Raw genomic sequence first — 23,692 nt, 5'->3', positions numbered from 1 at the left:
TCGGCGCGGGCTGAACAGGTGCCCTACCGGGTAGGGACATGGCGGACGGACAGTAGGGCCCTGAGGCGCCGCAGGCTGGCATCCTGCGGCGCTTGCCTGTTCGAGATCCAGCAGAGGAGCGAAGCGCAAGCAGATGCAGGAGTCCGCATCGACGGCCAGCGGACCGACCGATGCCGTTCACGGCGACCTGCTGTTGGCAGGGCTGCGGCTGCGCGTCGTAGCGCCCGCCCGGAGAGACCTGGCCGCGGTGTCGGAGGTCCTCACTCCGGCCTGCGGCTTCGACGAGGCGGCAGCCGGCCAGCCGGACTGGGCACTGGTCGTGGACACCGCGCAGCCCGACGTCCACGAAGACGTGTTCCGCGAAGGACGGTTGACGCTCGCGCTCCCGTACGGCGGGCGCCGGCTGGCGGTGCTGGGCATGGAGGGAGGGGTGTTGCGGCTGGCGGCGTGCTACCGGCCGGGCGCGGCGCCGGTGCTGCTGGAGGTGGACACGGCCGCGGGCCGGACGCGGCTGGTGGTTACTCCGGGAGACGGGGTGGGGCTGCGATGGGCGGACTGGCTGGCGCGGGTCTTCTTCGCGTCGCGGCTGCTGGCGTCGGGCTGGCGGGTACTGCACGCCTCGGCGGTGGAACTGGACGGGCGGGCGCTGGTGTTCCTGGCGGGGCGGCGGGGCGGGAAGTCGACGCTGGCGCACCGGGCGGCGCGGGAGCGGGGTGCGCTGTTCATGGCGGACGACCTGGTGCTCGTCGGCCCGGACGGTCTGGTGGTGGGTTGGCCGACCCGGGTCGCGGTGCCGCGCGAAGTCCTCGGCGGGCCGGTCGCGGTGGGCCGCGAGGAGAGCTCGGTGGTGGGCGGGGTACCGCGGCAGCGGGTGCTGTTCACACCGCCCGAGCACCGGGCGGCGCTGGGAGTGGCGTACTCGGCGCCGGTGCCGCTGGGCGCGGCCGTTCTGGTGGACGGTGCCGGGCGAGGGCCGGTGCGGGCGGTGCGGCCGTCGGTGCGGCGGGTGCGAGAGGCACTGGAGGAGGCGGCGCGGGTGCCGCAGCAGGTGCTGTACGTGAGCGACGCGCTGGGGTTGATGGGCGGGCCGCGGCTGGCCGAGCAGGCCGCGGGGGCAGGGTCGGTGGCGGGGCTGCTGGACGGGGTGCCGGTCGCCCAGTTGGTCACGCCGGTAGGGGAGTTGGCGGTGGCCGGAGTGTGGCCGGCGCTGGAGGAGCTGCTGCCGTTGGTCGGTGGCCGGTGACGGGCCGGGTGCGGGTTGCCAGTGCCGGCCGGGCGCTGGAGGTGCGGGCACCGGGGGTGCCGGCGGAGGGGTGGGCGCGGATAGCGCCGTACCTGCCCGGTGTCGCCCCCGGGACCGTCGTCCCCGTCCCGCCGGGGCGGGGTCCGGTCGTGGTGGTGCCGGGCGCCTTCGGGGAGGGCGACGTGCGGCGGTGGGTGAACGCGCACCTGCACCTGCTGCACCTGGCCCACGGCGCGCTGTGCGTGCACGCGGTGGCGGTGCGGCACCCCGGCGGCGGGGCGGTGCTGCTGCTGGGCGGGCACGGTGCGGGCAAGTCGCTGACTGCGCTGGCGCTGGCCGCGCACGGATGGCGGGTGCTGGCCGGAGACGTGACGGTCCTGCACGTCCCCGCCGGGCCCGGGGAGCGGGCGGTGGTGCTGGGCGGGACGTTCGCGTTCGTGGTGCGCCGGTCGCCGGTCCGGCGCTGGTTCCCGGACCGTGGGCTGCCGGCCGGGCCGGAGCGGCTCGACCTCGCCGAGACCCTGGCCAGTTCCGACGGTGGCGCGCCTGCGCCGGTCGTGGCGGCGGTGCTGGTGGACGTGGACAGCGGCCCGGCCGCCGAAGGGGGCCTGGTGGACCCGCACACCGCCGCCACCGTGTGGTGGCGCGCCAGCGGGCACCTGCTGGATCGGCTGCTGGACGGCGACGACCGGGTCCTGCGCACGTTGGAGGACGCCCGCCTGGCGGCCCGGCGCCTGGCGTTGGTGCGGACCCTGGCCTCCCGAGTGCCGCTGCACACCGCGTTCGGGCCGCCCCAGGAGATGGCGGCCCGGATCGAAGCGATCAACCAGTCCACCGCCTCTTCGACCGGGAGTAGCTGATGACCGCTCGGATGCCCGACCCGCGGACCCACATCGGGGCCCGGGTGCGCGTCGGCGCGGGCCACGCCCGCCTGCTGCCCGCCCCGGCGACAGCCCTGGAGGGTGCGGTGGAGTGCGAGTTCAGCGTGCTGAGCCCCGGCACCGAGCGCCGCCACCTGGCCGGGCCGAACCGGGAGGCCGGCTACATGGCGCTGGGCCGCACCCGCGGCGCGTGGGTGCTGGCGCCGGTGCCGCACGGCGCAGCGTTCCACCCCGGGCACCCCGGCGCGGTGCACGCCCCGCCCGGCACGGGGCTGCGGGAGGCGGCGCTGGCGAGGTTTCAGATGATGGCCCTGCTCGGCCTGGACCGGCTGCCGGGCACCGGCCTGGACGGGGCGGTGGTCGTCGGCTCGGGGCCCGTCGCGCTCGGGTGCGCGCTGGAGCTGGCGCGCCGGGGCGCTCGCGGGGTACGGGTGGCGACGGAGCGCCGGCACGCCCCGATCGGCACGGTGCCGGGGGTGGAGGTCGTCGCGCCCGGCCAGGCGCGCCCCGCTCGGCTGGTCCTGGACGCGGCCGGCGACGTGGTGCGGGCGGCGGCGCTGGTCGCACCGGGCGGGGTGCTGGGCCTGCTGGGCACCCCCGAGGAGAACACGGAGCTGGGCGCGGCGCAGGTGCACCGGGCGGGGTGGACGGTGGTGGGGATGCACGAGCTCGCCAACCGCGATGCGGCCGCCTACCAGGACGCCTACCGGGTCGCGGCGGCGTACCTGTCCGAGCGGGTGGACGGGGCGCTGCCGGCCGCCTGGTGCAGGATCGTGCCCGGGGAGCGGGCGGTGGAGCTGTACGGGCTGCTGGGTGCGCCGTCGCGGCCGGCGGAGCCGGTGCTGATCCTCGACTGGCGGCCGCAGTGAGCGGTACGGCGCCGGGCGGCATCGGCGTGTACAGCATCTCGGTGCCCGGCCTGCCGATGCCGGAGCTGCTGGCGTGGTGCGCCCGGCAGGGGCTTGCGGTGGTGCACCTGCGCGGTGGGCCGCGCGGCGCGGACCTGGCCCGCCGGGAGGTCACGACGCTGCGGGCGTGGCGGGCCTGCGCCCAGGCGGCGGGTGTGGTGGTGACGGGGGTGACGGCGGACACCGATCTGGCCGACCTGCTCTCGCCCGATACGGCGGTGCGACGGCGGGCGACGGGCGAGGTGGCGGTGCTCGCGGAGGCGGCGGGCGAGCTGGGGGCGTCCTGGGTGCGGCTGCTGGCCCGCCGCCCGCCCGGTGCGGGCGGCTTCGCGGCGGCGGAGGTGCCGGAGTTCGCGGTGCCGCTGCTGGCCGAGCTGCACCACCCCGGCTGGCTCGACCCTGGCCGGCTGGCCGCGTTGGAGGGCCTGCTGGGGCGGACGCCGCACCTGCGGCTGCTGGCCGACACGCTGCAGCTCGGCGCAGCCGTGGATGCGGCCGGAGCAGGCGCGGGCGGCCGGTTGGAGCGGGTGATGGAGTGGGTGCGGGTGGTGCACCTGTCGGACGACGGCAGCGGCCTGGACGGCTCCCCGGGACGGCGGGTGGTTGCCGAGGCGGCGGCCGCGCTGGCCGCCGGGGGGCGGACGGTGGAGGTCGCGCTGGAGTGGACCGGGCAGCCCCGTACCCCCGCACGCTTCCTGACGCTCCATCAGCAGGCCGTCGACTTCTGGGATCGGGCCCACCGCTCGACCGGAAGACCTTAGAGTGTGCACTTCCTCACGAAACGTAGTCAGGAAGGAGCGCGATGCCCGCCACCCCCGACACCGCCGTTGTCGCCGCCCTGGACGGTGCCTACGGCCTTCCCGCTGCCGACCTGGAGCGCCTGCCGATCGGACAGGTGACCGTCAACTACCGCGCCCAACTGCCAGACGGCACGGTCCTGTTCGTCAAGCACTACCAGGACGGCGCCGACCTGGCCGGCGAGCGGGCCGCGATCGCTCAGAGCCGCCGCGCGGGCGAGCACGGCGTGCCCGTGGCCGCCCTGCGCCCCGCCCGGGACGGCACGAGCATCACCGGGCACACCGGAACGGCCGTCTCGGTGTGGGAGTGGGTCGAGGGCCAAACCGTCGAAGAGGGCCTGGATGCGGCGCAGCAGCACGCCGCCGGCCGCGCGCTGGGCACCATCCACCGGGCCTTCGCCGACCACCCGCTGTCGGCCGCGCCGTCCGCCAAGCTCGACAAGTGGCTGAATCCGGACCTGGCCAAGCTCGGCGCGGACGTGGACAGGCTCCTGGCCGCCATCGCCGGCAAGGGCGAGCGCGACGACTTCGACGAGCAGGCGGCGCGGACGCTCTGGGAGCGCCGCGAGGTGCTGCACCGGGTGCCGGAGCTGATCGCGGGCCTGCCGGAGCTGACGACGCAGGTCCTGCACGGCGACTACTCCGCGGTCAACCTCCTGTTCGACGGTGGCCGGCTGGCGGCCGTCCTCGACTTCCTGCCGCCCGCGCCGTTCGTGGTCGCCTACGAGCTGGGCCGGATCGCGTTCGACCCGAGGGCGGTGGCGCTGCACGAGGACTGGATCACTTCCGGGACCCGACTGGTCGGCGCCTACCTGGAGGCCAACCCCCACCTGCCGGCCGCGGACGTGCGCGCGTGCGCCCGGGCGGCGCTGCTGCAGCTAGTGACCAGCCTGTACGGCGTGAAGCAGCACTATGTCCGGCCGGGGCTGCTGCAGGGCGACCTGGACGCGTTCTGGCTGCTGCGGCACGAGGCCGCGCAGCGCCTGCTGAACGGATTGGAGGAGGTGGAGGCCGCCCTGGAGAAGGAGGCCGCCGCCCACTGACCCGCCTCCCCGCCCCGGACTCCGGCCCGGGGCGGGCCGACCCACGGGAGCCGTGATCACCGCACACCCCCTGCCCGGCGCGTCGTGGACCGCGGTGCGCGGCCCCGCCGACCCGGTCGCGATACGCGCCGCCGTCCGCGCGCTCGCCGAGCGCCACCGCCTCACCTGCACCCCGCACGGCGACGGCGCGCTGCTCCTCACAGACCCCGGCTCGAGGGCGGTACTGGCCGCAGTGCGCTGGCGGTCCCTGCCCGCGCAGGCGCCGCGCACCCTCGGCTTCCAGCGCCCGGCACCCCCGGCGGTCGAGGTACTGATCGACCCGGCACCCGACGCCAGCGCCGAGCTGCCCGGTGAGCTGCACCAGTGCCTGTGCGCGCTCACCCTGCCGTACGCGGCCGTCGAGCTGGAAGGCATCCGCGCCTCCATGCCGCTGCTGGAGCACTACAGCGCCCCGAACCTGGCCTTCGACGGGTGGGCGCTGGTCTTCCGCGACCACTTCCTCGAACACTCCGTGGGGTTCGTGCTGGCGATGGAGCGCGCCGGCATCCCCGCCCGCTGGATCCTCGCGCTCGACAAGGGCGACCGCACCCGGGGCCGCGACCGCGTCCGCGCCACCTTCCTCGCCCGCGGCTACACCACCGGGATCCTGGACAACACCGCGATCAATGCCCCCGCCTCGCACGCCGCCGACCTGGAGCGCGCCGCCACGCTGGTCGACGACTTTATGGAGCGCGCCCACGCCGCCGGGCTCCGGGTCCTGGTCGTCGACGACGGTGGCCTGCTGGCCCGCGGCTACGGCCGCACCGACGCCAGGCGGCGGGCGGACGCGGCGCTGGAGCTGACGGTGAGCGGCATCAAGCGCATCACCGCCGCCGGGCCGCTCGCCATCCCCGTGCTGAACCTGGCCCGCTCCCTGGTGAAGACACACCTGGGCTACCCGGAGATCGCCGACTCCTGCCTGCGGCGCCTGCGTGACCTGGTTCCCGACCGCAAGTTCCGCGGCCGCCCCGTCCTGCTGCTCGGCTACGGCACCCTCGGCTCCCGCCTCGCCCCGGCGCTGCGCGCCCTCGGCTGCCGCGTGACCGTCGTCGACACCGACATCCTCGCGCTGATCCAGGCCGCCGAAGCCGGCTTCGCCACCCACCGCAGCGCCCGCCAGGTGCTGGCCACCGACCCACCCTTCCTGGTGGCCGGCACCACCGGCGAAGCCGCCCTGGCCGAGGACGACCTGGCGCTGCTGCCCGACGGAGTGCTCCTCGCGCCGTTCGCCACCCGGGACTTCTCCCTGCTCACCGAAGGCCCCCGCGGCCGGGTCGCGCAGGAGATCCCCGGCATTGGGCTGCACCTGCCCCTGCCCGGCGGCCGCGGCGCGAGCCTTCTCGGCGACGGCCGCTCGATGAACCTGTTCGAGGCCGACTCCATCCCCAACGAGGGCTACGACGCCTACCGCGCCGGCACCCTGATCGCCGCCGCCGCGCTGTGCGCGGACCCCTCCCGTTTCCCGCCCGGCCTGCACACCGCCCCCGCCGACGAGGCGATCGCGGCCGCCGGCCTGCTGGACGCCTACTACGACCTGCACCTCGCCCCCGCACCCCCGCCCCCAGCCATCCCCGCACCGGCTCCAGACGCGCCGGCGGCCGCCGTGCTCGGCCGGGCGGCCGTCGTGGGCTACGGCGTGGCCGGACGCCTGCACGCCGCCCTCCTCACCGGTCTCGGCGCGACGATCGCAGTCATCGACCCCAAGCACCAGGACCTGCCCGCCGCACCGGGAACCTTCCACCGCCAGGTGGCCGACCTGCCCGCCCGGGTCGCCGCCGGCATCGACGTGTGGTCGATCTGCTGCCCCACCGCCGACCACCTCCCCGTCCTGGCCGCTGTCCTGGCCCGCAACCCCGCCGCGCGGATCCTGCTGGAGAAACCCGCCTGCCAGGGCCACGAGATCCAGGAGTTCACCGACCTGCTGGCCCGCCACCCCGCCGCCCGCGTGATCGTCAACGACCAGTACCGGCACTCGGCGGCCGTGGCCGCGTTCGCCGACCTCATCGCGCGCCTCGAACCCGGCACGCCGATCGACGCCGTCGACGTCGCCTTCACCAAGGACCGCGGACCCGACGCCGCCGCAGGCCGGTTCGTCGACCGCACCTACGGCGTCCTGGGCTACGAGTGGCTGCACCAAATGGCCGTCGTGCGCGGCATCCTGCCGCCCACCGCCTGGAACGCCTACCTCGCCACCGACCCTGCCCGCGCCGACCTCACCCCCACCTGGCACGAGCAGTTGTTCGTCGCCGCCCTCACCGAACGCACCACCCTCCACGGGCCCGGCGGCGCGCCACTGCGCCTCACCCTGACCTCCTCCATCCTCGGCCCCGCACCCGCTGACCACGGTGTTCCGCCCGTAGTCGGCGGGCCCTGGCGGCAGGGCCTTCGGCCCGTCGACGACCGCCACCGGCACATCACCGTCCACGCCGGAGCCACCCGCTTCACCCTCCACCTCGACCCCGTCACCGCCCCCGGCCACTGGCAGCTGGAGCGCAACCACCACCGCCTCACCGCCACCCGCCGCGGCGAGCTCCTGCACGACCAGGTCCTCCACGACTCGCCCCTGGACACCTCCGTCCGGCACGCCGTCCGCGCCCTGCTCGCCGACACCCCGCTGTCCCCGCCCGACCTCGCCCCGCTGCGCCGCATCGCTCACCTCGCCGACGCCCTGCGTCGGCGCTCCCCGCACCCGGCCCAGCAGCGCGCCGCCGACGCGTAGCCCGCCCCGCCCCGGGCGCCGGCTCGCGGTATCCGAGGACCGGGGCCCGATCGGAAGGACCGCCGTGCACACCCTCACCGTCCGCGCCGGCCGCCACCACGTCACCGTGCGCTCCGACACCGCCTCCGTCACCGACTGGGCTGGCTGCTACTTCGCCACCGCCTGGCCCACCACCCCCGGCCGACACGCCGAAGGCCCGGCCGTCACCGCCACCGCCCACCCCGCCGGCCCGCCCGGCCCGGCACCGGCCGCCTTCGAGCACCAGACGCACTACGCCCGCGAGGCCATCGGCTACACCCGCCACTGCGACGGCACCGTCGACGCCCGCACCACCGCCGTCCCGCACCTGCGCTACCGCTACACCCCCGCCGAGGGGCATCTGGCCATCACCGCCGAAACCCCGCCCGCCCCCGCGCCGCCCGGGCGGCCGAGCCGTCTGGCCACTGCCACCACCCGCTTCACCCGCGAGCTGATGCGCGCCCAACTCCTCGACGACGGCTGGGTCCTGCTGCACGCCGCCGCCGCCGTCCTCGACGACGGCACCGCCCTGCTCGCCCTCGGCGACTCCGGCGCGGGCAAGACCACCACCGCTCTAACCCTCGCCAGCTTCCCCGGCGCCCGCCTCCTCGCCACCGACTGCGCCTTCGCCCGCCCTACCCCCGGCGGCCGGCTCGACCTGCTGCCGTGGCCGTCCGCGGCCACCATCGGACTTGGCCTGCTGCACGCACTCGGCTGGAGCAGCATCGCCCGCGCCCGCCTGAGCGGCGGCGAGCACCCCCACCCCACCCAGCACCCTGACGTCACCGCCGCCCTGCTGACCGAAGGCGCCGCGCCGCCGCACACCCCCGTCGGCCGCGAGCGCAAGGCCCACATCTGGCCCGACCAGCTCACCCGCTGGTTCGGTCTCACCCCCGCCACTGAAGCGGTCGCTACCGCGGTGCTCCTGCCCCGCATCACCCCCGGCGCCACCGCCCGCGCCGACACCGGCTGCGACGCCCGCATCACCCACTCCCCGTTCGCGGTCTCCGACGGCCCCGAGCGCTACCCCGACCTGCTCGGCCTCACCCTCCCCGGCGCCCACCGGCACGCCGAGTACCGCGAAGCCGTCCTCGCCTACCTCGCCGCCCTGCCCGCCCGCGCCGTCGACCTCGGCCACAGCCATGACGCCAACACCCGCCTCCTGGCCACCCTCGCCAGCGACCACGCCATCACGGCCGCACCCGAGGCCAGCCGGTGAACGGCACCCCGTCCGTCCGGATCCGCGTCGGCGTTCTCCTGCTCCACCACGGCCAGGTGCTGCTGATCCACCGCCGCCGCCCGGGTGGCCTCGACCAGCACACGCTGCCCGGCGGCCTGACCGAACTCGCAGAGAGCACCTGGAGCGCCCTGGCCCGCGAACTCGCCGAGGAGCTACTTCTCGACGCCACCGCCCTCCCCAACGCGCCGGTGCTGCGCTGGATCCAGGACCAAGCCACCACCCGGCCCGGCGGCGACCTGCTGCGCCGCCGGCATCTCATCCACCTCCTGCACCTGCCCGATGCCGCCCGCGCCGACCGCGAGCAGGACGCCGACGACACCACCCGCACCAGGTGGATCCCCCTGCGCCAGGCCGCCCGGCTGCACCTGTACTCGGCCGTCGCACCAGCGCTCACTGCCCTCGCCGCCGGCACCGTCCCCGCCCGGGCCGTGCGGCTGCCGGCCATGGACGACCGGACCTACGCCTGGAGATGACCAGCCCCGCCCGGCACGCCGAGCCCTGGTCCCGGGCGGCGGGCTGCGGCGGGGCGGCACAGGCCCTGACCGGGCGGCACCATCGGGCCCCGGAGCGTCCGCCCCGGGCGCTACGCTGAGCCGAGCGGGCCCAGCCCCGCGGTGGCGGCACCGAGCGGGGCCGAGGATTCCAACACGTGCAGCACCGGACGGAAGTGACGCCCCGAGAGGGGCGAAACTGACCCCTGCCGACGGCCCCGCCATGCGCGGGCCGCCCCTGCCTGGAGAGAACCGCCGTGACCACCAGTACCGCCGACGACCGCCAGCCCACGACCGCCGACTGCCCGATGCGGATCACGGTCACCGAGATCCGCGCCCGCAGGAGCACCGACGAGCCCTGGGGCACCATCCAACTCCTCCCCGGCAGCCCACAGGAAAACATCCTGACGCAACTGCTGCTCAAGGGCCTCCACCACGACCTGCGTGGGGTGTTCGGCCTGATCGACCCCGGCTCCCGGCGCGAGGTCGAGATCCACCCGGCCCCCTGCCCGCTGTGCCGGCACCGGGCGCAGCCCGGCCCCCGCCTCTTCGGCCTGTGGAACACCGAGGCCTGGCTGTCCGCCGAACAGCAGCAGGGATGGCGCGAGGTGGAGGCCCGGCAGCTGATCGATCTGCCGAACGCCGCGGTGGCCGAGAGCTGGATGCACGACCTCGCCCGCCGGTTCGTCGACCGCCGCGGCCTGGGCGGGCGCGCCGAGGTGCACATGTTCCAGGTGCCCGCGGCGCCCGAACTTCCGGCGCGCTACGGCCTGCTCGTAGCCGAGGCCGGCTCCGAGCTCTGGTTGTGGACGGCGCGCCCGAGGACACCCGATGAACTGCGCGTCCCCGACCGGGTGCTGCGGTTGGCCGCGGACGGCTCGGTCACCGATCTCACCGGGGCGCAGGCGGCGGCCGGGCGGCCGCGGGTCGACCCTCGGGCCGAGGCGAGGACGTCCTACTCGCCGTTCCGGACGGTGGAGGGGACGGGTGGGCGGCGGCTCACCTGGTTCGAGGACGGCCGCGACGGGCTACTGGTCAGCGTGTACGACCCCGCCGACACGGCCCCGCCGCGGCGGGTCCTCGCCGACGGCCGGACGGAGGGCTTGGGAGACGGACTGCCCGGCCTCGTGGTCTTTGGCCGCCACGTCGAAGACCGGCCGCCTCTGTCCGTCGTCACCGAGCTGGCACCGGGCTTCGCCGACCTGGTGCCCGCCCTGTCGGCCCGGCGTGGGACGAAGCGGTAGGCGCCGGGCGGGCCCGCCTGGTCGGTGGACGGTGCGGTTCACGGCCGCCCGGCTGCGCCCGCGGGCGCGGGATCGTCGTCGGGGTTGTGGTGGTCGCGGACGACGAGGATCTGGCCGATGCCGTCGTGCAGGGTCATCGTGCAGCGTTCGCCCTCCGATTTCCCTGGCCGGCAGGCGTGTTCGCGCAGTTCGAATCCGAGGGCGAGCGAGGTGTCGGTGAGGTAGTCCAGCAGGACGTCGTGGTCCGGTGCCCCCGTCAGGTCGAGCTGCCACTGCCAGTGCCGTCGGCCGCGGTTGTCGGTGTAGGGTCCGGAGCTCAGCCGGGCCGAGGTCTTCTGGGCTGTCCCGCGAAGAGCGCCGGCCATCCGCAGCAGGGCGCTGCCGACATGGTGCTCCTTGGCGGGGTCGGTGGCGGCCTGGTAGCGGGCGGTTTCGGCAGCGCTCCACTGCGGGCTCTGCGCGGGGCGCGGGCCGCCGGCCAGGGTGAGCCCCCACAGGGTGGCGTCCATCCCGGCCAGGACGATGCGGGCGGTGCCTTCATCGGTCTCGCGCAGTAGGTGGACGCCGTCGGGGTGGATCTGCTGGCGCAGGCCGGGGACGCGGAACAGGAGCCTGGCCCAGTGGCGGGCGGGCGTGACGCCGTGGTCGAGGCGGACGACGAGGTGGTCGGGCGCGGGGCGCAGTGCGCGGATGCCGAAGGGGTTGCGGGTGCGGTCCCGCAGGTTGTCGAGGGCCTCGGCGATGTCGCTCTCCAGGCGCATCTGCGGGAAGGTGTAGTCGGGGAAGGCGTGGCAGCGGTTCTTGGTGATCGCGGCGATGGCCTCGGCGAGGCTCTCGCCGGTGCAGGCGGCGCGGCGGGCGGGCAGGGACGGCAGGGGCCTGGTGGGGGCGGCCGGGTCGGGCAGGATCCGGCGGATCCACTTGGCGGGGGCGCCGGCGCCGGCGAGTTCGTCGCGGGCCTCGGCGAGGCTGAGTCCGGCGGGGAAGGGGGCGCGGGCCTCGGTGGACAGGAAGCGCAGTTGGATGCGGCCGGGACGGCCGTCGCGGTGGGCCAGGATCGTGCGGCAGTGGCGGTCGTAGGTGTCGTCGTGGGTGTGGGGGCGGTCGGGGCGGGTGTGCCGGCAGTCGCAGTGCTGCGTCTCGACACGGACCGGCATCCCCCAGCCGGTGTCCAGGAGGTGTTCGACAAGGCGGTCCGTGGTGCGGCCGCCGTGGCGGTCGTGGGCGGGCAGGGCGGGGTGCAGGTGCTCCAGCGAGATGCACACCTCGTCGCTGCGGTCTTGGAAGTGGGCGGTGTGGGCGTTGGTGGCGGCGGTGAGCAGGCCCACCCGACGCAGCAGGCCGGAGCCCACCCAGGTCCAGGGGCGCACCGGGTAGTGCTGCTGCCAGTGGATTTCGGCCGGGGCGAGGTCGGTCCTACTCCACAGGGGCTGGCAGCCGCTGTCGGCGAGGTCGGCCTCGTGCTGGGCCAGGCGGGTGTGCCAGCCCTTGGGGCTGGGGCCTGTGAGGACGAGGTGGGAGTTGGGGTGGTGGGTGAGGGTGAGGTGCAGGCCGGCGTTGTCGATGTCGCGCACCCGCAGGCCCGGAACACCGGGGAAGTGGTGGGTGGTCGGGCCCTCGGGGCCTTGGTAGGGCAGGAGCCGCTGGAGGGCGAGGAAGGTGTTGCTGTAGCGGTGATCGCGGGTGTCCAGGGCGACGGGGTCCAGGCGCACCACGGTCCGGTCGGGCAGCGGCAGGGTCCAGGCGATGCCCAGGAGGTGGCCGGTGGACAGGCCGCCGTTGCCGCGTAGGTGGAGGAACACCTGGTGTTCGAGGAGTTCCTGGCCCGGGTGGGCGGCGTGCAGCAGTTCGGGGCGGGGGTCGGGGATGCGGGCGCCGCTGGGCACGCCGGTGTAGCGGCGGAAGGTCTTCGCTTCGAGGGCGCGACGGTGTTCGGGGGTCACGGGTGCTCATCCGATCGGTCGCGCCTCCCGGCCGGCCAAGGGGTGCGCGACGGACGGGGCAAGAGATCACCGCGGACACGCGAAAGGAAAGAGGGGTGCTGCGGCAGGCTGCGGTCGGGCGGCTTCGACTCCTTCGGTGCCTGCAAGGCCGGCCGGCACCCGGAGAAACGGACTCCTGCCGAAGCCCGGAGGAGATCTTCACTGACCACAGCACGTCGGGACAAGTCCGGGACGCCGGAGTTCACTCGTTCGGGTGGTGACTCCTGCCCGCTGGAACCCCGCACCGGCGGAGCCCGTCAGTTCCTGCCGTCCCCGGCCTCCCGGCCCGCCCAGTGCGGGGCGAGGCGGCCCACTGGGCGGCGCTGGCCGACGCCCGCGAGGGAAGACCGGCGCGGTGCTGGTGGCCAAGGGCGAGGCGGCCGAATCACGGACGGCACCCGAAGCCAGCTAGTGGACGCCGGGTATCCGGGCTTGGCCCGGCACGGGAGCGGGACGTGCTCGCCGGGGTCGCCGCCCCGGCCCCGCCCTGTCGATCACCGCTGTCCCGGGGCCGGTCGAGACTTCGGTTCCGGCTCAGGCTGCCGTGACCGCCGGCCCTGACCATCGTGTACCGCCGACCGGAACTGCCCGGACAGCCGAAGCCAGTGAAACGGGGCGCTGTCGAGGCGCCTCAGATCGGACCTGGGCCGGGTGGCGCGGCACCGGGGCGCGGGCGAACCCTTGCACCGGACCGAGTTCCGCAACACGCCGCATCCGTTGTCCATCGCGTGCTCGGCTCAACCGGGTGAAGGTCTGGCGAGCGGCGCTGCCGGGGGTGACCCGGCCGGACGGGGCTAACCTGCGCAGTAGCTCGCACTTGTCTTCCCTGCGCACCGCACCGTCCTTGGTGGAGTCGGTTTCGCTTTTCCGGGAAAGTCCGGTCTGTCGCCCGCCAGTTCGGCAAGATGGTCACCATGCTGTCCCAGTCCTTCCTCTCCGACCTGCGTTGTTCAGGCTGCGGCCGCAGCTACCGCGAAACCGGCGACCGGGAGTTGTGGGACGGGGACCCCCGCAAGGGGCCGTTCCTGTGCTTGGTGTGCCAGCACTCGTCGGACGCCACCGTGGCGGCAGCGGAAGTGGAGTTCCTCGGGAGCAGTGCGTTCGCCGCGGCGGCCAGTATCCGCGGCGAGACCCGCCTGCGGGGCCCCTGGAAGAGCGTCGAGGTCGCCTCGCACACGGGCGTGGACGACGCCCCGGATCATCATCTGACGGTCCGCCTTCGCGACGATCGGCTGCTGATCGCGGTCGCCCGGCACTCCGATGCGAGTCTCGTCTCCCTGTTCGCTCCCGGGCGCTGCACAGCCGTGGCGAGGAAGGCGCTGAGTGCTGTCGGCGCCACCGCCACCGGGCGCACGGTCGTGGTGCAGGCCACGGACGAGTTGCCGGCCGACACCGTGTACCTGGCCGAGGACCGCGCGGTGTTCAACGACCTGGACGCTTCCGGGGACTTGGTCCTGCTGTTCCCGCAGGACATCCTGCCTGCCCTGCGGGATGCGTTCGCGCCCGACATTGCCGCTCAGATGCACGTCGCCGCCGGAGAGGGACCGGCGCGGGTCGTCCCGATCGCGGACGCGCCACTCCTGCCGGCAGGGGACGGTGCGGCTGATGATCCGTGGGCCTCACGGGTGGAGCCGGGCAGTTGGCGCCAGGGTCTGCTGGCGGCGGTCGTGGCCGATGACGTGCTTCCGTGGGTCCGTACCTCGGGGATGTCCCGTCTCCTGGCGACCGGGGCAGAGGCCGGGCTGCACACGGACCTGTCTCGGCTCGACGCGCGGGTGCTGGCGTCACTGGAGAAGCCGAGGCCGGTGGATCTGCTGGTGGTGGCGTGCTGCTCCCTGGCGCTGCCGCGGTCGCTCGCGCTGGTGTGGAAGGTGTTGCGGGCCGATCTGGGGGCGGCGTGGACGGCGCTGGAGGACGTGGCCTGGGTCGTCGGGATGCCGCTGGTGCGCCGCAGTGCCCGCCTGGGACCGGGGCTCGAGGTCTGCCAGTTGGCGCTTCGCGGGAGCGGGCAGGGCGTGGTCGGCGCGGTGGCGGTGGGGGACAGTGCCCGATCTGCCCTCCACCGTGCGGCGCTGACGCTGCTGGAGGAACTGGGGAAGGACGATCCGCGCAGCGCGATGCCGCACTGGGCGGGTTGGTCGGAGGCGACGGGACTGGTGGACTGGGCCATCGAACCGGCTGTCCGTGTCGCCGCCGCCTCGGGGCTCCGGGGCTCCAGCCGGCGTACGGGCGGTCGGCTCGGAAAGAAGATCGCCGCGATGGACCGGGAAGTCCTCCGACTCCAGCAGGAGGTGGACGATGCCAAGACCGAGAAGGAGCACAACGATCGGCAACTCGCCCTGGTAAAACAGATCGCAGCCGAGGCCGACCATCTGTTCAAGGCCGCCGAGGAGGCGGGCAATGCACCTCCCAGCGACGAAGAACTGCACGCCCACATCGTGAAATGGACCGGTCGCCCGCAGCACCATCCCGCCGAGCGGTGGGCCGGGGAGTGGACTTGCACGCGGGCGGAGCTCGCGTCGGACGAAAGCGGTGTCGACGGTACCGCGCGGCAGGTCGCAACCGCCGACGGCCAGACCTTATGGGTGGGAAGGATCCGGTGGGCCGGGGCGGCCGGCGGCGAAGACCTGGTGGTCGAGGGGCCCGTGCAACTGACCGAGGACGCTGCCCTGTGCGCGGCTGCGGTCGTCGCCCGGCGCGAGGCGGGCCTGCCGGAGTGCACGACGGCCTCCGCTTCGCTCCAGGTGTGGCACATGCTGGCCCCGCAGCAGGCGTGGCCGTGTGTGGCGGAACTGGTGAAGGCGGGAGTGCTGCCCGGTTTCACGAAGACGGTGGAGACGGCTGGCGGGGACGGCGGGGTCGTTGTGGAGTTGGCCGCCGGCTCCACCCGGGGGCCGGTGGGCGTGCGGGCCGTGGGGCATTCGGAGGAGGACGCCGTCGAGCAGGCCGCCCGGCGCCTGCTCGGCGCCCTGACGGGGGAGGGCGGATTCGGGCTGTTGGACTGGTCCGCGCAGCACGCTCGTGAGCGGCTGGGCGCGTTCTTCGACGAGCCGTGGCTGAACGACCGCGAGCGGCGTCTGGAGAAGACGAGCAGCCGCTCTCGGCGGGTGGAGCTGTCATGCCGGATCGCGGAGCGGAGCGTGCGGGTTGCGACCGTCTCCGAGAAGGAGGCCTTCGCCGACCTGGCGGCCAACTGGCTGCTGGCGCAGGAGATCGCCACCACGTTGCCGGCTGCGGCTCTTGAGCAGGAGCCGCATCAGGCCCTGGCGGCCCTGCACGAGCAGGGAGTCCTCACCGTGCCCGTGTTCGCGGACGGCCCCGGCGGCGCGGAGGCCGTCGTGGTGTCCGCGGCCTGCGGTGACCGGGATCTGTGGGCGGCCGGCCCGGACCGGACCACCGCGGCCGCAAATCTGCTGGCGGCGGCGCGCTGTCACCTCGCATCGCCCACGGATGCCTGGGCGGCGGAGTGCGGGCTGCCCCAGCCGCACTGGCTGCCCCGGCAGCAGCCGCCTCCCCTTCAAGAGCCGGGCACCGGTGAGGTACTGCTGGCGGCGGTCCGCACCGGGGCGCGCCTGTGCGCGGTAGGAACGGACGACGGCAGCGAGGCCGGCTTCGTGACGGTCGATCCCGGCACCGCGCGCAAGGCCAAACGTGGCGGTGAGGACGGCGCATGGCGGGTGTGGTCGGAGCGCGGAGCTCTGGCCGTGCCGGGCCCGGCGGTGGCGGTGGCCGACGCCGCGCGGCACCTGCTGGCCGCCGAACCGGACGAGGGCTGGGACATCTCCGCCACCGCGTGGCGTGCCGTGCTGCGCTTCGGATGCCAGACCGTGGCCCAGGGCCAGGTGCGGCCTGGTCTTCGGGCGGACGGCCGCGCGCTGTGGAGGCTCGGCACGCTCGGCGACGAGCAGCACGCCCGATTCGAGCAGCTCACCACCGCGTTGCCGCCCTGGGCACATAGCCAGGTCCTGCCCGGCCGGCGCGAGGCGATGCCAACGGCCCCGGCGGCGGCCGCCCTGGTGTTGGGCGAACTCGCCGACGCCCTGGTGCGCGGCCCCGGTGCCGCCGCGGTGTGGGGCGCCAGCCCGCTGACCGCCCGCACCGCCCAGCCGGTGAGCGGCGCGGTGGCGCGATGGCTGGACGAGGTCGAGGAGATCGCCGACACCACGCCGGCCCCCGACTTGGTGCTGCAGGTGATGCCGCCTTCGCGCCGCCAGGCCACCGCCTCCTCCCTGCAGGTCACCGTCCGGCTGCGCCCGTCCGGCCGGGATAAGGCCCTGGTGGCGTTGCCGGATCTGCGCGAGCGCCTGGGCGCGGAGCACCCGGCGGTGCTGCGGGCCCTTCGGGCGTTGCGCAAGGCCGCACGGCTGTGGCCCGTCCTCGCGGGCGCCGAGGACCAGGATCGGGTGCGTGTCGAACCGGGGCAGGCGGCGCTGCTGCTCGGGCACCTGGGACGGGTCCTGCGTCGGGCCGGGGTGGAGGTGCTGTGGCCCGAGCAGTGGGCGCAGCGGCTGCGCCCGACGGTGGTGGCCTCCACGCCCGCGGGCGGCGGCTTGTCGCTGGAGCAGTTGGTGGACTACCGCTGGCAGGTGCGCCTGGACGGCAGCGCGCTGAGCGCGCAGGAGTGCGAGCGCATCGCCGAGGCGGCCGGAACGCTGATGTGGCTGCGCAACCGGTGGGTGCTGGTCGACCAGGCCACCGCAGAGCGCGCCCGCGGCGGACGGGTCCGCGGCGGCGTGCCGGCGGGCGAGGCCCTGTCGGCGGTGCTCGTCGGCACGGTCGAACTCGATGACGGCGAGAGCGCGGACCTGGTCGCCGACGGCGACCTCGCCACCCTCGCCGCGGTACTGACCGGCACCGCCCACACCCCCGTGCCGCAGCCCGAAGGCCTGGCGGGCACCTTGTGGCCCTACCAGGCCGTGGGCCTGAGCTGGCTGGCGAACGTCACCCGCCACTTCGGGGCCCTGCTCTGCGACGAGATGGGGCTGGGCAAGACCATCCAGACGATCGCCCTGATCCTGCACCGCGCGGAGACCGGTCTCTCGCAGGGCCTGCCGACCCTGGTGGTCGCCCCGGCGTCGATGGTGCTCACCTGGGTCCGCCGGGTGCAGGAGTTCGCCCCCACGCTGCCGGTACGCGCCTACCACGGCAGCGACCGGACCCTGGAACACCTGGGCGCCGACGAGGTCGTCGTCACCAGCTACGCCACCCTGCTCGAAGACCGAACGGCCATGGCCGCACAGAGGTACTCGCTGCTGGTCGCCGATGAAGCGCAGTTCATCAAGAACGCCACCACCCAGCGCACCAAGGCCATCGCCGCCATCCAGGCCCTCGCCCGAATCGCCCTGACCGGCACCCCCGTGGAGAACCGACTGCGCGACCTGGGCACCCTCCTCAACTTCTCCAACCAGCACCTGTTCGACCTGAAGACGTTCACCACCGCCTTCGGATCCCTCGACCGCGCCCCCGACCCGCATAAGCAAGCAGCCCTGAACCGCGTCACCGGCGCCGTGATGCTGCGCCGCCGCAAGGACGACCCGGCGGTCGCACTCGACCTGCCCGACAAGATCACCACCGTGCGGACACTCGCCCTGACCGACGCCCAGAGCGGCCTGTACACCCGCACCACCCGCATCGCGATGGAGGCGATCCGCTCCACTGCGCCCCGGGAACGCAAAGGCGCGGTCCTGCGGCTGATCACCCAACTACGGCAGATCTGCAACTCCCCGCTGCACCAGCGCATCGGCTCCGCCGACTCCGGCCGCCTGGAGGCCCTCCTCGCGGGCTACGATCCCGACCGTGAGAGCCGGCAGTCCAGCAAACTCGCCGCCCTGGACGACCTCGTGCCCTCCATCCTCGACGACGGACCCGAATCCGCGGTCATCTTCACCGAGTTCGCCACCATGGCGATGCTCCTGCGCCGCCACGCCACCGCCGTCTGGGGCTTGCGCCCCCTGCTGTACGTCGGTTCGATGACCGCATCCGCCCGCGACGCCGCCTTGAGCGCGTTTCGCCGGCGGCGCAACCGCCTGCTGATCGTGACCTACGGATCGGGCGGAACCGGCCTGGACCTGGTCGAGGCCAGCCACGCGATCCTCGTCGACCGCCCCTTCAACCCCGCCCTCGCCGCCCAGGCCGTCGACCGTCTCCACCGACCAGGGCAGCGCCGCACCGTGCACATCCACCCCCTGCAGACCGTGGGCACCATCGAGGAGAAGATCGAAGCTCTCCTCACCCGCAAGAGCGCGCTGCTCGACGCGCTCGACCCGCAGACCTCCTTCGATCCCGCGCAGCTCAGCAACGACGAGCTCCACGAACTCGTGTCCCTGGGAGCCCTGGTATGACCGTCCCGGCCGCCTCCGTCCCCCGCCCGCGCCCGGCCGCGGCCCCCACGCCACAGGAACCCGCGTCCTGGACGACGTTCACCGCAGCCCTGCAACGCTGGAACACCCGCCCCGACACCGCGGCGCAGAGCAGTGAGGTTGCCGCCGGAGCCCGGCTCGACGCGCAGGACCTGCCCCCGACCCCCGCAGGACTCCCGACCCAGGCCGCCCTTCAGGAGATCGTCGACGCCGCGGCCGACCGGGCCCGACTCCTGCTCGCCGGCGCCCCGGTCCCCGAAACCCCCCTCGACCACGCCGTCCACATCACCGCCACCAGGCCTGGCGTGTCCCTCGACCCCGCCCACCGGCTCGGCATCGACATCGGCGACTGGCGCGCCCTCGTCACCGAACACCCTGCCCGCACCGGCCGATGAGAGCCGAAGGCCTACACGGCCTCCGGCGGCCCCGACAACCCTGCCGGTGCCGAGGGCTGCTGCCGGCGGCAGCCCGCCCGGACAACACATAAGGCCGGAGCCCACCCGATCGAGCGGGGCGGGCCAGGGGCTCGCCCGCTGCGGAGCCCGGCTCCCGAAACCCCGGCGCGGCCCACTACTTCTGCATCGGCGCTCCTCCGGTCATCGCGACCCGGGCCGCGTGCGCCCTGGCCCAGGAGTCGTTCCGCCTGCCCGGCGTCGACCACGTCGAGATCGTCCACGACCCGGCCAACCGCCCCAGCGGCGCGGCAGCGGCACGCCTCGGCTCCGTCCCGCACGAACGCCGCCCCGCCGAATGCTGGCCCCGCAGAGAGCCGAGAGGAACAGGTCTGGCGTCTGACCCGCCCTCACACCGCCCCGGACCCGGCCGCGCGCGGTGACACCCTGACCGCGAACCGGCGGTGCCGTGCCACCGGTTCGCGGCACTCTTCAGCCCTTGCCGCCCGTGCGTCTCCAGAACAGGCGAGCTGCGCCCAGCCTGCCGATCTGCAGGCCGTAGAGGCCCGCGAACGCCCCGCAGGGCGGCGCGACCCACTGGAGCGCCGGCTGCACCAGAGCGTCGCGATGCGCGTGCAGGTAGAGGAAGAACACCCCTGCCGCCAGCATGGCGAACAGCACCCGCACACCCCAGCCGGCGAACGCGCTCGACCCTAACCTCGCGGCCGCGGCCACGTTCCCAGCGACCAGCACCGGCGGCAGCAGCCACCACAGAGGATTGCCGCCGTCGTAGCGCTGCCCCACGTACCAGGCCGCCCCAGCCACGCAGGAGAGGTAGCCCGCCGAGGCGGCTGCGCCGACAAGGGTGAGGAGGAGCCGGTGGACCACATCGCCGCCATGAGGTGGCGCCGCGCCGTTGCCGTTCATCATGCGGGACAGGATGGCAGGCAGACTCCACGACGGAGGCGGGTTCGCAGACACCGGGCCGGTCGGTACCCTGTCCGTGGCCGAATCCCATGCCCGGCGGCCTCGAATCCACAGCCGCACGAGTCCAGGCGCTGTGCTCTCGCCGGTCCGGCGTACTCGCGCCGGACCAGGCTGCGGGCGGTGCCTGTCTCCCGGACACGGTCGTCGCGGGTGGCCTGGACGGCCCCGAGAAGACCGGACGGCAGCAGCGGATCGGGCAGCTGACTGCCCACCGGCCGGTCCTCGGGCACCGGCAATTCGGCGGTACGGTCGCTTTCAGTACTTCTTGGCTCCGACGTGGTCGATGATGAGCCGACCAACGCTCGCGTCCAGCGCGAAGTAGATCCGCCCGACTTCGTTGGGCGAGGTCGCGTCACGCACCTTCACGTGGGGGGTGCTGTCGTGGGTCTTGCCGTCGAACTTGAATTCGCGCAGTGCCCGACGGGTCTTGAGGTACTGGTCGCTCATGGCGACAGTGAGCCCGTGTTCTTCGGCGAACCAGTCGTCCAGTTGGGGCAGGGAGCGCCCGGGCTCCCCGCTGTAGAGGTCTACCGCCGCTCGGGCCAACCGCACCAAGTAGTCGGTCATCTCCTGCAGGTAGGGGTAATGGGAGTTCTTCCAGGTCCGTGCTGCGGCCTCGGTGAATACGACCCGCTGTTCGGCCGCGGCCTCGAGCGCCCGGTAGGTCGCGGCGGCGTCCCGCGCCCGGAGAGGGGGAACCCGCTCCCACGGGTCGGCCTCGGCGACCGTCGATGACCTGGCCTTCTCGTACATCTCGCGCCAGTAACGCGCCTCCTGGAGCGCCTGGGCGGCGTCGGCTGCCTCCTCCTTGTACTTGTCCCGTTCGATCTCCACCTGCTCGAACTCGCCAACCCACAGCGCGACTTCCTCGCGCAGCCCCTCGATGGTGGTGGCGAGGGCCTCGATCTCCTGCTGCTTGTCCCCGCTTTGTCGAGCGCGGATCAAAGCCGCCTCCGCCCGCAGCGCGGCGGCCTGCTGGGTGGCCCGGCGAGCGCGGGCCCAACCCGCATCGGTTCCGCGGGCGGTGACGGACACGTCGCCCAGCAACTCCACCCACTGGGCTCGGACCTTCTCGCCTCGGCCTTCCTCGAGTTCCTCGCGCGAGCAGGACAGCGGGGCTCCTGCCAAGCTCGGCCAGATCAGCGCCGCGCCACCGCTGGGCACGACGACCTCCGGCGCGCCGCGCCGGACGATGCCGGCCACGAGGGAGTTGACCGTGACGACCTGGGCCAGGCCCGCGAGATGTCCAGCCAGCCGGGACGCGGCCTGCCAGCCCTGGTCGGCCTGCGGCCACACGATCGCGATCGGCAGTCGGGTGCGCTCGGCGAGCGCGTCCACCAGCACGCGCGCGGCCGCGTCGTCCTGGATCCGCTCGTACCGTCCGTCTGCCTTCTGCCCCAGCACTGTCAGCTCCAGCGCTGGATCCCGCAGGACGCTTCCCACCAGGCCAGGCTGGGCGAGCCTCTTCACCTCCGCCGGACCCGTTAGCCAGCCGTCCAGCACCTCCCTGCCCATCGCCACCCTCAGGCCGGCCTTCAGCGGGCCGCGGGAGACGGTGATCCTGGTGACGAACCGGGCCGCAGGCTGGTCCTTCAGCGGCTGGGTCATCTCGATGCGCACCGCATCCTGGACGCCGTCGCCCTCGACCTCCCACATCACCGACCTCGCCCCGGAGCCGTCGAAGCGCGGCGGCAGTTCCATGGCCCCCGACTTGCGCAGCCACTGGCTCCCGCGGGCACGGTCGTCCCCGGGTACAAGCCATCTGGCGCAGTGGTCCAGCAAGAGCGCGTACGGGTCCGACGACGCACTCGTCGCATATACGTCGAAATCCGTCACATAGAGCGCCTGCATCCCCGCGCCTTCCCCGAGCCCGAACCGCCGTTCGCACGACAGGCTAGTGGTGCTGCCCCCGCTTGCGGCACCCTGTTCTGTGCCTCCGCCCACCTCGGCGTTCTCGAAGCAGTGACGGGTTCGCGAGGGCGGAGCCGGTCCGGGACCTCATGCGGTAGCCGACGGGTACGCAGTGGGACTCCGCCGGGCACCCGCCCGCCGCCCGGCCGTGCCGCCGACAGCGGGCGGGTGCCCGGCCTGCCGCCTGGCCAGCTCCCGCACCCGACGGGCGGCCGCTCCCTCGGCTACGGCGGCGGGTCCCTATCCTGGCTCGGTGGAGAGCTGGGGCGGTTTTCAGTCCGGGCGCGGGCGGCGATCGGCGCGGCGGCGGCCGCGGTAACGGCCCTATCGCTAGCCACCGTCCGGGCGGGCGACGCGGCGTATCGGCAGTGGATGCCGAACGCGGAGACGAAGGCGCTGAGGGAGGCGACCCTGCTGAACGAGGGTCGCGCAGCCGCAGCGTGTGGCCGAATCGGCCCAGCAGCATGGTGCAGTCGCCGCTCGCGCCCGAGGCGCAGGCGCAGGTCCGCTCGATGAGCTCGGCGCCGAGGGCGAGGTGGGTCTCGGTGAGCAGGTCCAGCAGGGTGTCGTGGTCCGGGTCGTGGCTGAGTTCGAGTTCCCACTTCCAGGGGCCGAACTCGTCGGCGGCGTTCAGGTGCAGCCGGGCGGAGGAGGCTGCGGGTCCGGCGGTGGCTGGGATCATCCGCAGCGGGCCGCTGCCCGTCCAGTAGCCGATGCCGCCGGGCGGCGCGTCCAAGAAGCGCCTCACCTCCGGCCCGCTCCAGTAGACGTCCGGCGCGGCCGCCGGGCCGGGGTGCGCGGCGAGAGCCTGCTGCCACGCGCCGGCGGAAAGGCCGGTGACCAGGACGCGTCCTGGGTTGCCGTCGAAGTCGGTGCGCGTGAGATGGAGGCCGTCGCGGCGAAGTTCGTACCGCAGCCCGGGAATCGGGCCGCCCGCCGTGGGAAGGGAATGGGCAGGTAGGAGGGCGGTCCACTACCGGGCGACGACGGGTAGAGCCTCGACCTCGACGGCCAGGTGGTCGGCTGCAGGGTGGACGGAGCGGATGCTCCACCAAGGTGACGTGCAGGCCCTTGGCGGCAACAGCGGCGCGCAGGCCGGGGGTGTTGTGAACCGTCTCGTCGGGGCTCTCGCGCGGCCGGGCATAGGGCAGCAGGACCTTCACGACCCGGGCGGCGCTGTCGAAGTCTGCGCCCGCGGCGGTGCCGGTGGAATCCAGGCGTACCAGGGTGCGGTCGGGCAGGGCTCGGGTCCAGACGATCGACAGGGGGTGAGCGGTGAGCAGATCGCCGCCACGCAGGGGCCCATCAGCACCCGGTGCTCCAGCACCTCCTGGCCCCGTCGGGGACTGCGGACAGCGGCAGCGGCCGTCGCTCGCTGAGATTCTTGAGGTAGGCCAGGGGGTTGCCAGTGTAGTGCCGGTAGAGGCGGGCGTCCCTG

At 74.3% G+C, this 23,692-nt stretch carries 14 protein-coding genes; 11 read left to right on the top strand and 3 right to left on the bottom strand.

From position 1 onward, the window contains the following. Window positions 1-133 precede the first annotated feature (133 nt). The 9 genes from ACIP60_RS24820 to ACIP60_RS24780 all read left to right on the top strand — a co-directional run bounded on the left by ACIP60_RS24820 (window position 134) and on the right by ACIP60_RS24780 (window position 10,623). Complete coding sequence (locus ACIP60_RS24820) at window positions 134-1,243, top strand: hypothetical protein (protein WP_400687872.1); 1,110 nt, start codon at window positions 134-136, stop codon at window positions 1,241-1,243. An 8-nt stretch (window positions 1,244-1,251) separates the two neighbouring features. Beyond that, window positions 1,252-2,103, top strand: a complete 852-nt coding sequence (locus ACIP60_RS24815) for a hypothetical protein (protein WP_400687870.1) — start codon at window positions 1,252-1,254, stop codon at window positions 2,101-2,103. Continuing rightward, on the top strand, window positions 2,103-2,993 hold the full coding sequence (locus ACIP60_RS24810) for a hypothetical protein (protein WP_400687868.1): 891 nt from the start codon (window positions 2,103-2,105) through the stop codon (window positions 2,991-2,993). The genes ACIP60_RS24815 and ACIP60_RS24810 overlap by 1 nt, the downstream gene beginning before the upstream one ends. Beyond that, on the top strand, window positions 2,990-3,793 hold the full coding sequence (locus tag ACIP60_RS24805) for a sugar phosphate isomerase/epimerase family protein (protein WP_400687866.1): 804 nt from the start codon (window positions 2,990-2,992) through the stop codon (window positions 3,791-3,793). The genes ACIP60_RS24810 and ACIP60_RS24805 overlap by 4 nt, the downstream gene beginning before the upstream one ends. A 41-nt stretch (window positions 3,794-3,834) precedes the next feature. Continuing rightward, window positions 3,835-4,872, top strand: a complete 1,038-nt coding sequence (locus tag ACIP60_RS24800) for a phosphotransferase enzyme family protein (protein WP_400687864.1) — start codon at window positions 3,835-3,837, stop codon at window positions 4,870-4,872. Window positions 4,873-4,924: 52 nt separating this feature from the next. Next, complete coding sequence (locus ACIP60_RS24795; RefSeq protein WP_400687862.1) at window positions 4,925-7,630, top strand: Gfo/Idh/MocA family oxidoreductase; 2,706 nt, start codon at window positions 4,925-4,927, stop codon at window positions 7,628-7,630. A 64-nt stretch (window positions 7,631-7,694) separates the two neighbouring features. Beyond that, a complete protein-coding gene (locus ACIP60_RS24790; RefSeq protein ID WP_400687860.1) occupies window positions 7,695-8,867 on the top strand; it encodes a hypothetical protein in 1,173 nt (390 codons plus the stop codon). Next, entirely contained in the window at window positions 8,864-9,361 is a 498-nt protein-coding gene (locus ACIP60_RS24785; RefSeq protein ID WP_400687858.1) for an NUDIX hydrolase, read from the top strand. The genes ACIP60_RS24790 and ACIP60_RS24785 overlap by 4 nt, the downstream gene beginning before the upstream one ends. A 275-nt stretch (window positions 9,362-9,636) precedes the next feature. Beyond that, the gene (locus ACIP60_RS24780) at window positions 9,637-10,623 is read left to right on the top strand and encodes a hypothetical protein (RefSeq protein ID WP_400687856.1); all 987 of its coding nucleotides are present in this window, start codon (window positions 9,637-9,639) and stop codon (window positions 10,621-10,623) included. A 38-nt stretch (window positions 10,624-10,661) separates the two neighbouring features. Here ACIP60_RS24780 and ACIP60_RS24775 read toward each other — a convergent pair whose 3' ends face one another. Continuing rightward, complete coding sequence (locus ACIP60_RS24775; RefSeq protein WP_400687854.1) at window positions 10,662-12,566, bottom strand: hypothetical protein; 1,905 nt, start codon at window positions 12,564-12,566, stop codon at window positions 10,662-10,664. A gap of 953 nt (window positions 12,567-13,519) precedes the next feature. On the opposite strand from ACIP60_RS24775, the gene ACIP60_RS24770 reads away from it, so the two are divergent. Beyond that, a complete protein-coding gene (locus tag ACIP60_RS24770) occupies window positions 13,520-18,946 on the top strand; it encodes an SNF2-related protein (RefSeq protein ID WP_400687851.1) in 5,427 nt (1,808 codons plus the stop codon). Further along, window positions 18,943-19,359, top strand: a complete 417-nt coding sequence (locus tag ACIP60_RS24765; RefSeq protein ID WP_400687849.1) for a hypothetical protein — start codon at window positions 18,943-18,945, stop codon at window positions 19,357-19,359. The genes ACIP60_RS24770 and ACIP60_RS24765 overlap by 4 nt, the downstream gene beginning before the upstream one ends. Window positions 19,360-19,848: 489 nt before the next feature. On the opposite strand, the gene ACIP60_RS24760 is transcribed toward ACIP60_RS24765, so the two are convergent. Together ACIP60_RS24760 and ACIP60_RS24755 are read right to left on the bottom strand one after the other, a co-directional pair. Beyond that, the gene (locus tag ACIP60_RS24760; protein WP_400687847.1) at window positions 19,849-20,286 is read right to left on the bottom strand and encodes a hypothetical protein; all 438 of its coding nucleotides are present in this window, start codon (window positions 20,284-20,286) and stop codon (window positions 19,849-19,851) included. Window positions 20,287-20,598: 312 nt separating this feature from the next. Further along, window positions 20,599-22,194, bottom strand: a complete 1,596-nt coding sequence (locus tag ACIP60_RS24755) for a hypothetical protein (RefSeq protein ID WP_400687845.1) — start codon at window positions 22,192-22,194, stop codon at window positions 20,599-20,601. Window positions 22,195-23,692 lie beyond the last annotated feature (1,498 nt).

Source organism: Kitasatospora sp. NPDC088783, assembly GCF_044750705.1.
Classification (GTDB): domain Bacteria; phylum Actinomycetota; class Actinomycetes; order Streptomycetales; family Streptomycetaceae; genus Kitasatospora; species Kitasatospora fiedleri.
Note: the sequence above shows the minus strand (reverse complement) of the source record. Positions and strands in the feature narration are given on the sequence as shown.